The organism is Alterirhizorhabdus solaris (genome assembly GCF_007785815.1).
Classification (GTDB): Bacteria; Pseudomonadota; Alphaproteobacteria; order Sphingomonadales; family Sphingomonadaceae; genus Alterirhizorhabdus; species Alterirhizorhabdus solaris.
Window position 1 is genome coordinate 1 of record NZ_VNIM01000127.1, and the last position, 10194, is coordinate 10194.

At 69.5% G+C, this 10194-nt stretch carries 11 protein-coding genes and 1 tRNA gene; 8 read left to right on the plus strand and 4 right to left on the minus strand.

What is annotated here, in order from left to right; all coding sequences use genetic code 11:
* Positions 1-125 precede the first annotated feature (125 nt).
* Genes FOY91_RS19230 through FOY91_RS19250 form a run of 5 tightly spaced genes read left to right on the plus strand, consistent with a single transcriptional unit; the run spans position 126 to position 5557 of the window.
* The gene (locus FOY91_RS19230; protein ID WP_145155366.1) at positions 126-854 is read left to right on the plus strand and encodes an N-formylglutamate amidohydrolase; all 729 of its coding nucleotides are present in this window, start codon (positions 126-128) and stop codon (positions 852-854) included.
* A 42-nt stretch (positions 855-896) separates the two neighbouring features.
* Positions 897-2618: a dihydroxy-acid dehydratase gene (ilvD, locus tag FOY91_RS19235; protein ID WP_145155369.1), complete on the plus strand. Its 1722-nt coding sequence runs from the start codon at positions 897-899 to the stop codon at positions 2616-2618.
* Positions 2605-2982, plus strand: coding sequence for a hypothetical protein (locus tag FOY91_RS19240; RefSeq protein WP_145155371.1), 378 nt, complete (start codon positions 2605-2607; stop codon positions 2980-2982). The genes ilvD and FOY91_RS19240 overlap by 14 nt, the downstream gene beginning before the upstream one ends.
* Positions 2979-4361: an NAD(P)H-hydrate epimerase gene (locus FOY91_RS19245; protein WP_145155373.1), complete on the plus strand. Its 1383-nt coding sequence runs from the start codon at positions 2979-2981 to the stop codon at positions 4359-4361. Before FOY91_RS19240 ends, FOY91_RS19245 begins: the two co-directional genes overlap by 4 nt.
* Positions 4358-5557, plus strand: coding sequence for a class I SAM-dependent RNA methyltransferase (locus FOY91_RS19250; RefSeq protein WP_145155375.1), 1200 nt, complete (start codon positions 4358-4360; stop codon positions 5555-5557). Before FOY91_RS19245 ends, FOY91_RS19250 begins: the two co-directional genes overlap by 4 nt.
* A gap of 15 nt (positions 5558-5572) precedes the next feature.
* On the opposite strand, the gene FOY91_RS19255 is transcribed toward FOY91_RS19250, so the two are convergent.
* Positions 5573-6133 carry a hemerythrin domain-containing protein gene (locus tag FOY91_RS19255; protein WP_145155377.1) on the minus strand — a complete coding sequence of 187 codons (561 nt, stop codon included), beginning with the start codon at positions 6131-6133 and terminating at the stop codon, positions 5573-5575.
* A 133-nt stretch (positions 6134-6266) separates the two neighbouring features.
* Between FOY91_RS19255 and trxB the strand changes: the two genes are divergently transcribed.
* On the plus strand, positions 6267-7232 hold the full coding sequence (gene trxB, locus FOY91_RS19260) for a thioredoxin-disulfide reductase (RefSeq protein ID WP_145155383.1): 966 nt from the start codon (positions 6267-6269) through the stop codon (positions 7230-7232).
* Between the two features lie 15 nt (positions 7233-7247).
* Here the strand turns inward: trxB and FOY91_RS19265 are convergent, their stop codons facing one another.
* From FOY91_RS19265 to FOY91_RS19275, 3 genes are all read right to left on the minus strand, one after another.
* Complete coding sequence (locus FOY91_RS19265; protein WP_145155379.1) at positions 7248-7730, minus strand: DUF421 domain-containing protein; 483 nt, start codon at positions 7728-7730, stop codon at positions 7248-7250.
* A 38-nt stretch (positions 7731-7768) separates the two neighbouring features.
* The gene (locus FOY91_RS19270; RefSeq protein ID WP_145155380.1) at positions 7769-8176 is read right to left on the minus strand and encodes a DUF3775 domain-containing protein; all 408 of its coding nucleotides are present in this window, start codon (positions 8174-8176) and stop codon (positions 7769-7771) included.
* A gap of 90 nt (positions 8177-8266) precedes the next feature.
* Positions 8267-9514 (minus strand): NAD(P)/FAD-dependent oxidoreductase, encoded by a 1248-nt coding sequence (locus FOY91_RS19275; protein WP_145155382.1) that lies wholly within the window; start codon positions 9512-9514, stop codon positions 8267-8269.
* A gap of 119 nt (positions 9515-9633) precedes the next feature.
* Here FOY91_RS19275 and FOY91_RS19280 point away from each other — a divergent pair.
* Positions 9634-9710: transfer RNA gene (locus tag FOY91_RS19280), tRNA-Met, on the plus strand.
* Positions 9711-9860: 150 nt separating this feature from the next.
* Positions 9861-10194 (plus strand): TonB-dependent receptor (locus FOY91_RS19285; RefSeq protein WP_162527286.1); only part of this gene is annotated, 334 nt, incomplete at its 3' end.

Sequence of the window (10194 nt, forward strand, 5' to 3'; positions counted from 1 at the left end):
GCCCAGCACCGCCCCCATGCCGGCGATCGCCTCGCGTCTGGTGCCACCCTGAATCATCGTCGCCATCCCCTGTCGTGCAAGGATCATGTGGTGACATCCGGCGCGGGCGGCGGCAACAGTAAGGAATGCCCGACACCGCCTACACCGCCATCGCCGGCGACCCCGCCACCGGCCTGCTGATCGTTTCGGATCATGCCTCCGCCCATGTGCCGGCCGATCTATCGCTGGGCGTGGCAGACGGCGTGATGCGCCGGCATGTTGCGATCGATATCGGCGTGGCGCCGCTTGCCGCTCTGTTGTGCGAGGCGCTCGGGTGCCCGGCAGTGCTGGGCGGCGTCTCCCGTCTCGTGATCGACCTCAACCGCGAGGAGGATGCCGCCGGGCTGATCCCCGAGACGAGCGACGGCGATGTCGTGCCCGGCAATGCGGGGCTGGATGCGACGGCGCGGGCGGCGCGGATCGACCGCTTCTGGCGGCCCTACCACGCGCACCTCGCCGTGCGGATCGCCGCCGACCGGCCGGTGCTGCTCGTCTCGCTGCACAGTTTCACGCCGCGCCTCGCCACAGCGCCCGATCCCCGGCCCTGGGCCGTGGGCGTGCTGTACAACCGCGACGATCGCGCCGCCCGCCTCGCGATCCCCCTGCTGGACGCGGCGGGCGTCGTGACCGGCGACAACCTGCCCTATTCGGGGCAGGTGCTGAACGCGACGATGAACACCCACGCCGAGGGCAATGGCATCGCCTATCTGGGGCTGGAGGTGCGGCAGGACCTGATCGGCGACGATGCCGGGGTGGCCGAATGGGCCGCGATCCTTGCGCCGGTGATCGCCACGGTACGCGATCGGTTGCGCTGACGGCCCACGGGCGTAAAGACGCGGGCCTGAAAGGGAAGCCCGATGACGCACCAGTTCGACAAGTCCCGCCTGCCCAGCCGCCACGTTTCCGTGGGGCCGGAACGCGCGCCGCACCGCAGCTATTATTATGCGATGGGGCTGACCGAGGAGGAGATCGCCCGCCCGTTCGTCGGCATCGCTTCCGCCGGCAACGATTCCGCGCCGTGCAACACCACGCTCGACGCGCAGGCGGATATCTGCCGCGACGGTGTGAACGCAGGCGGCGGGATGCCGCGCCGGTTCAACACCATCACCGTGACGGATGGCATCGCGATGGGCCATCAGGGGATGAAGGCCTCGCTCGTCAGCCGCGAGGTGATCGCGGATTCGGTCGAGCTGTCGGTGCGCGGGCACTGCTACGACGGGCTGGTGGGCTTCGCCGGCTGCGACAAGTCGCTGCCCGGCATGATGATGGCGATGCTGCGGCTGAACGTGCCGTCGATCTTCGTCTATGGCGGATCGATCCTGCCCGGCCGCTACCAGGATCGCGACATCACCGTGGTCGACGTGTTCGAGGTGGTCGGCAAATATGCCGCCGGCGCATGCCCGCTGAGCGAAGTGACCGAGATGGAGAAGGCCGCGTGCCCCGGCCACGGTGCGTGCGGCGGCCAGTTCACCGCGAACACGATGGCATGCGTGGGCGAGGCGATCGGATTGTCGTTGCCGAACAGCAACATGGTGCCTGCTCCTTACACCACGCGCGACCAGATCGCCCATGCCGCCGGCGTGCAGGTGATGGAGCTGATCACCAGGAACATCCGCCCGCGCGACATCTGCACGCGCGAGGCCTTCATCAACGCCGCGCGCATCGTGGCGGCGACCGGCGGCTCGACCAACGGCGCGCTGCACCTGCCGGCAATGGCGCATGAGGCGGGGATCGAGTTCGACCTGTTCGACGTGGCCGAGGCTTTCAAATCAACGCCTTATATCGCAGACCTCAAGCCGGGCGGCAAGTATGTCGCCAAGGATATGTACGAGGCTGGCGGCGTCTATATGCTGATGAAGACGATGATGGCCGAGGGACTGCTGTTCGGCGACTGCATGACCGTCACCGGCAAGACGCTGGGCGAGAACATCGAACAGGTGACCTGGAACCCCGACCAGAAGGTGATCTACGACGCGAAGACGCCGATCACGCCGACCGGCGGCGTGGTGGGCCTGCGCGGCTCGCTCGCCCCCGATGGCGCGATCGTGAAGGTGGCGGGGATGCACCGCCTGCAATTCACCGGCCCGGCGCGGGTGTTCGATTGCGAGGAGGATACGTTCGCCGCGGTCGAGGCGCGCGACATCGCCGAAGGGTCGGTGGTGGTGATCCGCTACGAAGGGCCGAAGGGCGGGCCAGGGATGCGCGAGATGCTCTCCACCACCGCCGCGCTCTACGGGCAGGGCATGGGTGAGAAGGTGGCGCTCATCACCGACGGGCGTTTCTCGGGCGCGACGCGCGGCTTCTGCATCGGCCACGTCGGGCCGGAGGCGGCGGACGGCGGGCCGATCGCGCTGGTGCGGGACGGCGACATCATCGCGATCGACGCCGAGGCCGGCACGATCGACCTCCAGGTGGACGAAACCGAACTGGCCGTGCGCCGCGCCGCATGGGAGCCGCGCCGTACCGATTACCAGTCCGGCGCGCTGTGGCGTTACGCGCAGAACGTGGGGCCGGCGTGGCGCGGGGCGGTGACGCATCCGGGTGGTGCTGCGGAGACGCATATGTATGCGGACATCTGACGTTCTTCTGCAACGGGCTGCGGTCGCCGTCTTGCTGCTATTGGCGGCGTGCGGGTCTGAGCCGGCCGCCAATCCGTTCGACGCGCCCGATGCCGATCGCATCGAATGCAGCATAGGTGCCCATGCTCCTTTCGCACGCGACTGCGTGGTGGAGCGGTCGACGACGCCCGACGGTCTCGTCCTCACCGTACGCCACCCGGACGGCGGCTTTCGCCGTCTGCTCGTGACGAAGGACGGGCATGGCGTAGCGGCGGCCGACGGCGCGGAGCCGGCGAGCGTGACGGTGGAGGGCAAGGACGGCATCCTCGTCGCGATCGGCGGGGATCGTTATCGCCTGCCGGCCACGGTGAAGCCGACGCCATGAACCGCGCCACGCCGCGGCCGATCCTGACTGCCGCCGAAACGCGCACCGCCGAGGATGCCGTGATGGCGGCGGGAACCTCGGTCGATGCGCTGATGGAGCGGGCTGGCGCAGGCGTGGCGGAAGCGGTGTGGCGCTTCGGCGGTGGGATGCCCACGCTGGTGCTGTGCGGCCCCGGCAACAACGGCGGCGACGGCTACGTCGCGGCGCGGCTGCTGGCCGAACGTGGCGTGACGGTGACGGTGGCGGCCAGCGACAAGCCGCGCACGGCGGCGGCGGGCACCGCGCGCGCCGGCTGGACCGGGCCGGTGATCCCGCTGGCGGACGCGCAGCCGGCGGCGTTGCTGCTCGATTGCCTCTACGGCACCGGCCTGAAGCGTGGGTTGGAAGAGGAGGAGGCGAACCGCCTGCGCGATCTCGCGGCCGCCGCCACGCTCCGCATCGCGGTCGATCTGCCGAGCGGTGTCGCCACCGACGACGGCGTGCTGCTGTCGGACGTGCCGCGCTTCCACCTCACCGTGGCGCTGGGCGCGCTGAAGCCGGCGCACCGACTGCAACCGGCGGCGGATCGCTGCGGACGGGTAGTGGTGGCGGACATCGGGCTGGGCGCGCTCGCCGACGATCTGGTCGAGGTCGCGCGGCCGCGCCTGTCGGTGCCGACGGCGGATGCCCACAAATATACGCGTGGTCTGGTGGCGGTGGTCGGCGGGGCGATGCCGGGGGCGTCGCTGCTCACGGCGGGCGCGGCGCAGCGGCTGGCCGGCTATGTGATGCTGGGCGGCGGCGCGGCCGGCGGCGGTCATGCGGGCGGCACGCTGGCGCTGGTTCATCGCGACGGGCTGGACGATCCGCGGATCGGTGTGGTCGTGATCGGCCCCGGCCTCGGGCGCAATGATGCCGCCGCCGAACGGTTGGAACAGGCGCTGCGCTGCGGCCACCGGCTGGTGATCGATGCCGATGCGCTGATGCTGCTCGGCGGGCCGGAGCGGCTGCGCGCGCAGGCGCATTTGCCGATCCTGACACCGCACGAGGGCGAATTCGCCACGCTGTTCGGCCCGCTGCCCGGTAGCAAGGTGGATCGTGCGCGCGCCGCCGCCGTGCGGGCCAACGCGGTGGTGCTGCTGAAAGGGGCGGACAGCGTGGTGGCCCACCCCGACGGCCGCGCCGCCATCGCCGCGCCTGCCCCCGGCTGGCTGGCGAGCGCCGGCACCGGTGACGTGCTCGCCGGGATCGTCGCCGGGCTGGCGACGCGACTCGATCCGTTCGATGCCGCCTGCGCCGCGCTTTGGCTGCACGGCGAGGCCGCCCGCCGGGCCGGGCCGGGGCTGATCGCCGACGACCTGCTCATCCACCTTCCTGCCGCGATCGGTGCCTGCCTGTGAACGACCTCATCGATATCGTGCGCCTCGCCGGGCGGGGGGACGGCGTGACCGACGACGGCACGCACTATCCGCTCACCGCCCCGGGCGACACGGTGGATGCGTTCGGCGTGGTGGCGCCCGGGCCGCATCATGTGACGCCGCCGTGCCGGCATTTCCCGCGCTGCGGCGGGTGCCAATTGCAGCATGTCGACGATGCGTCCTACGGTGATTTCATCGTCGATCGCATCGTCGGCGCGCTGGAGGCGCAGGGGCTGGAGGTGCCGCCGATGGACGCGGCGCACCTCTCGCCGCCGCGCACCCGCCGCCGCGCCTCGCTGCGCGCCGAGAAGCAGGGCAAGCGCGTGGTGATCGGTTTCAACGAGGGGGCCAGCCACCGCATCGTCGACATGACCGAGTGCCATATCCTGCACCCGGACCTGTTCGCGCTGGTCGCGCCGTTGCGGCGGCTGCTCGGCGGGCTGCTGCGCGATCGGCGCGCCGGCGGCGTGCAGATGACGCTGACCGATCAGGGTGTGGACCTGATGCTGGAAAAGGTAACGGTCGAGGGGCTGGCGGCCGACGAATCGCTGACCGACTTCGCCGCCGCGCACCGCCTCGCCCGGCTGACACTGGACGACGGCTACGGCCCGCAGACGCGGTACGAGCCGGAGCCTGCGACCGTCACGCTGGGCGGGGTCGCGGTGCCGCTGCCGCCCGGTGGCTTCCTGCAGGCGACCGCCGATGGCGAGGCGGCGCTGCTGGTGGCGGTGTTGGCGGGGGTTGGCGATGCGGCGGCGGTGGCCGACCTGTTCGCGGGACTAGGCACGTTCGCGCTGCCGCTGTCGGCGAATGCCAAGGTGCTCGCGGTGGAAGGCGCGCGCGATCCGGCACTGGCGTTGAAGGCGGCGGGCGCGCGCGCGCAACGACTGCTGCTGGTCGAGCACCGCGATCTGTTCCGTCGGCCGCTGGACGGCAAGGAACTGGCGCGCTTCGATGCGATCGTGCTCGATCCGCCACGGGCCGGGGCGCGGGAACAGGTCGACCTGCTCTCGGCCTCCGCCGTGCCGCGTATCGTCTACGTCTCGTGCAACCCGGGGACGTTCGCCCGCGATGCGCGTGCGCTCATCGTCGCCGGCTACCGGATAGAACGGGTCACCCCGGTGGGGCAATTCCGCTGGTCCACCCATGTCGAACTGGTCGCCGCCTTTACGCGCTGACGGCGACCGCCCGGATCAGGCCTTCTCGATTTCCTCGGCGCGCGCCTCGTTGGTCTTGCCGAGTTCGCCGGTGTCGGTGATCTGCTGGTACAGTTCCTGCTGACGGGCACGCAGCTTCTCGCCGATCGCGTCGAGATCCAGCTTGCCGGCCGCGTGCGCCTGCTTGGCGTCCTCGAACAGGTCCTCGTCTTCCTCGTCGATGTGGTGGATCGTCTCCTCGCCCAGCACATGGACCTTCGCGGAGAACAGTTCCTCGGTGCCGTCCAGCTGCTCCAGCTCGGCGACGATGCGCTTGCCGGACTGATGCTCGACGATACCCTCGTTCACCTCGTCCGCCCCGATCACGGGCTTGACCGCCGGATAGAGGATCTCCTCCTCGATCGTCATGTGCACGGCGAGGCGCATGCACAGTTCGTCGGCGATTTCCTTGAGCTTGTCGTCCTCGGCTTCCTTGGCCGCATCGAACAGCTCGCGGAAGCGGTGATGCTCTTCCTTCAGCAGCGAGATGGCGAGGGGATCGTCGTCCTTCACCACATGATCGCCTTCGCTGTTCCGCTGGGTATACTTGCCGGCCATGCCCGATTTCCTTCGCCTGATGCGTCTGGCCGTTGAACGGCGGGGCGTGGCGCATGTTCCGGCGGCGGGCCGGCGGCTTGACTCGGTGCGCGGCCTGCATATCTCCGGCCGACGAACCATAAGCGAGATCATGATGACGGCCACCCACTCGACCCGCATGCTCATTCTCGGATCGGGGCCGGCCGGGCTGTCGGCCGCGATCTACGGCGCGCGCGCCGGCCTCGCGCCGATCGTGGTGCAGGGTATCCAGCCGGGCGGGCAGCTGACCACCACCACCGACGTGGAGAATTACCCCGGCTTCCGCGAGGTGATCCAGGGGCCGTGGCTGATGGAGCAGATGCAGGCGCAGGCCGAGCATGTCGGCGCGCAGATGATGTGGGACATGATCGTCGATGTCGATCTCTCGCAGCGGCCGTTCCGGCTGACCGGCGACGGCGGCACGGTGTACGTCTGTGATACGCTGGTGATCGCCACGGGCGCGCAGGCGCGCTGGCTGGGGCTGGACAGCGAGACGCGGTTGCGCGGGCAGGGCGTGTCCGCCTGCGCCACATGCGACGGCTTCTTCTATCGCGGCAAGAAGGTGGCGGTGATCGGCGGCGGCAACACCGCGGTCGAGGAGGCGCTGTACCTGACCAACCACAGCCACGACGTGACGCTGATCCATCGTCGTGACACGCTGCGCGCCGAGAAGATATTGCAGGAGCGGCTGTTCAAGCACCCCGGCATCAAGGTGCTGTGGAGCAAGGAAGTCGCCGAGTTCGTCGGCGGCGAGGGCAATCAGGGGCTGGTCGCGCTCGACCTGCGCGATACCAAGAGCGGCGAAATATCCCGGCTCGAAGTGGACGGCGGTTTCGTCGCGATCGGCCACCACCCCGCCACCGAGCTGTTCGTCGGCAAGCTGGACCATGACGGCGACGGCTATCTGCGGGTGAAGCCGGGCACGTCGTACACCAACATCCCCGGCGTGTTCGCCTGTGGCGACGTGGCGGACAAGGTGTACCGGCAGGCGATCACGGCGGCAGGCACCGGCTGCATGGCCGCGCTGGATGCGGAGCGTTTCCTTGCCGAGCAGGATTTCGAGGAAAGCGAAGCGGCCTGATCGAGCAGGGCGGGGTCAGTCGCGTTCGATCACGCTGATCTCACCGTCGCCCTCCATCACCGCTTTTTTCACGCGGTCGATGTCGTCTACGCCTTCCTCGCGCAATTGCTGGAAAAGTTCTTCCCTAGTCATCAGTGCGCGCCGCATGTTGGCGCGACACATCCTGCCATCCTTTACGAGTACCAGCGGCGGCGCGGCGGTGAGGAAGCGCAGGGCGCGGAAGTGGAAACTCGCCCAGTTGAGCGCATAGGACCAGAAGATGATGGTCAGGACGAAGACCACGCTCTCGGTGATCGACTGGGCATCGCCGCTGAACGCCGGCTGCGCACCGTCGACGATCGCGACGACGACGAGCAGGTCGGCGATGTTCACGGTCCCGCCCTCGCGCTTCAGCAGGAAGCGGAGGGCAAGGAACAGGAAGAGGTACATGATGGTCACCCGCGCGACGACCTCCAGCACCTCGATCGTCGGCACGAACATCGCCTGCCAGTCTGGCATGACCTAACGCTTCATCCGGCGCGCGGGCGACATGCCGGTCAGTCGATCTGGCCGATGCCGTCGCAACTCAGGTCGAACGCAGCCAGCCCTGCATCGAGCAGCCCGGCGAGCATCGGCATGTCCAGCAACTGGTCGATCGGGTCTTCGGCCTGCGGATCGTTCGCTTCCTCCAGCGCGTCCTCCCACTCGCTCGCGTCGTAGGTGCCGCGGCCGACCCATGCCAGCGCCAGCACCTCGGCGATCTGGTCGTCGGCGAGATCCTCGAGCGCGGCCGTCATCTCGGCCTCGATCGATTCGTTCGCCTCGTCCTCCAGCACCGCCATGCCGTCGTCGGAGTCGGTCGGATCGGCATCCTCCTCGGTTTCGATGGCCGGCACCTGCGCTTCCAGTTCGCGCGCCCGGATTATCAGGCGGCATACCGTCTCAAGCGAAACCGAAAGCTCCATCGCACCACTCCTCGTCCTGTGTAGAGCCGGGGAACGAGAGGGCAGGCGCCCGGTTCCCCGGCCCGTCCGGTGAGGGGAGGCTGCGGGCGCTCAGGCGGCGAGCGACTTCAGCGGGATCGCCGGGTCGGCGAGGCTTTCGACCGGCGCGGCGATGCCGCCCACGACCAGCGCCTTGCCCTGCACGTAATCCTTGACGGCGTTGACGCAGTCGAGCGCGATCACCTTGCCGTCGCGCAGGTAGACGATCGAGAAACTGCGCGTCTCCGGCGTGCCGCGCACGATCGCCTGATCGAAGCCGGTGGACAGGCCCACGGTCTGCAACCGCAGATCATACTGGTTCGACCAGAACCACGGCACCGCATGATAGACCGCGTCGGCGCCCATGATCGTCTTGGCGACGAGCGTGGCCTGATCGTTGGCGTTCTGCACCGATTCGAGGCGGATCGTGTCACCGCGGGCGAAATCGTTGGCGTGGGCGGCGCAGTCGCCGATGGCGAAGATGTCGGGCAGGCTGGTGCGGCACTGCGCATCCACCGCCACGCCGTTGCCGCCCTCGGCGCCGGCCGCCAGGAGGGGTTCGACGGCGGGGACGATGCCGATGCCGACGATCACCATCTCGGCCGGCAGCACTTCGCCATCGGCCATGTGTACGCCGGTGACGCGCGCCGGCTCGTCCTCGCCGATGGGCTGGAAGCCGACCAGCCCGTCCACCTTGGCGCCCAGCCGCACGTCCACGCCGTGCGCGCGATGCTCGGCCTCGTAGAAGCGCGACAGCGGTTCGCCGGCGACGCGGGCGAGCACCCGGTCCAGCGCCTCCAGCACCGTCACCTTCTTGCCGAACTTGGTCAGCACGGCGGCCGCCTCCAGCCCGATATAGCCGCCGCCGATCACGACGACGTTCGTCACGCCGGGCAGCTCGTCCATCATCCGGTCGACATCGGCGCGAGTTCGTACGCCGTGGACGCCGACGAGATCGTGGCCCGGGCAGGAAAGGCGGCGGGGGCTGCCGCCGGTCGCCCAGATCAGCGTGCCGTAGCCGATGGTGCTCTCGTCACTCAGCGTCCCCGTGTGCGCCGCCGGATCGACCGCCGTCACCCGCCGGTCGAGCAGCAGCGCCACGTCACGCTCGCCCCAGAAGGCGGCGGGGCGGATGAGAATGCGCTCGAACGTCTTCTCGCCCGAGAGATAGTCCTTGGAGAGCGGCGGGCGCTCGTATGGCGGCTCCCGCTCGTCGCCCCGCAGCGCGACGGTGCCCCTGAACTTCTTCTGCCCCAGCATCAGCGCCGCCTGTGCGCCGCCATGCCCGGCCCCCACGATCAGGACATCGTACCGCTCCACGTTCGTCTCCGTTTTTTCCGCGTTCCGCCGGCCTCTATCGCGCTCTGGTGGTCAGCGCCAGTTGACCGTTCGGTCGACCGTGCCTATAGGCGCCGCGTCAGGACGGCACGGCCGACCGGGGCGGAGTAGCTCAGCTGGTTAGAGCAGCGGAATCATAATCCGCGTGTCGGGGGTTCAAGTCCCTCCTCCGCTACCATTTCCCTTCGGACAGACGCTGCCGGTGCGGATCGCCCGGGCGATCCACAAGCGGCGGGCCGCCCGCCCGTCCTCTGCCCGGAAGGCCTCCCGCGTCGTCATGCTCCGCTATTCCTGCCCGGCGCTGCTCGCGCTGCTGCCGCTTCCCGCGATGGCCGGGACGCCGCCGCCCGAGCGGGCCGACGAGATCGTCGTGCTGGGGGCGGGCCTGCCGCTGCCGCCGGGCACACCGGCCTATGGCGCCACCATCATCGATCGCGCGCGACTGACGGGCGAGGCCTCCGACCGGGTGGAGAACGTGCTGAAGGACGTCGCCGGCTTTCAGCAGTTCCGCCGGTCCGACAGCCGCTCCGCCAATCCGTCCGCGCAAGGGGTGACGCTGCGCGCGCTGGGCGGCAACGCCTCCAGCCGGGCGCTGGTGCTGCTGGACGGGGTGCCGCTGGCCGATCCGTTCTTCGGCTATATCCCGTTCACCGCGCTGGAGG

Coding starts and splice junctions, on each gene's coding strand:
- FOY91_RS19245 (WP_145155373.1), top strand. CDS start 2,979: ATGAACCGCGCCACGCCGCGGCCGATCCTGACTGCCGCCGAAACGCGC.
- FOY91_RS19230 (WP_145155366.1), top strand. CDS start 126: ATGCCCGACACCGCCTACACCGCCATCGCCGGCGACCCCGCCACCGGC.
- FOY91_RS19255 (WP_145155377.1), bottom strand. CDS start 6,133: ATGGCCGGCAAGTATACCCAGCGGAACAGCGAAGGCGATCATGTGGTG.
- FOY91_RS19240 (WP_145155371.1), top strand. CDS start 2,605: ATGCGGACATCTGACGTTCTTCTGCAACGGGCTGCGGTCGCCGTCTTG.
- FOY91_RS19270 (WP_145155380.1), bottom strand. CDS start 8,176: ATGGAGCTTTCGGTTTCGCTTGAGACGGTATGCCGCCTGATAATCCGG.
- trxB (WP_145155383.1), top strand. CDS start 6,267: ATGACGGCCACCCACTCGACCCGCATGCTCATTCTCGGATCGGGGCCG.
- ilvD (WP_145155369.1), top strand. CDS start 897: ATGACGCACCAGTTCGACAAGTCCCGCCTGCCCAGCCGCCACGTTTCC.
- FOY91_RS19265 (WP_145155379.1), bottom strand. CDS start 7,730: ATGCCAGACTGGCAGGCGATGTTCGTGCCGACGATCGAGGTGCTGGAG.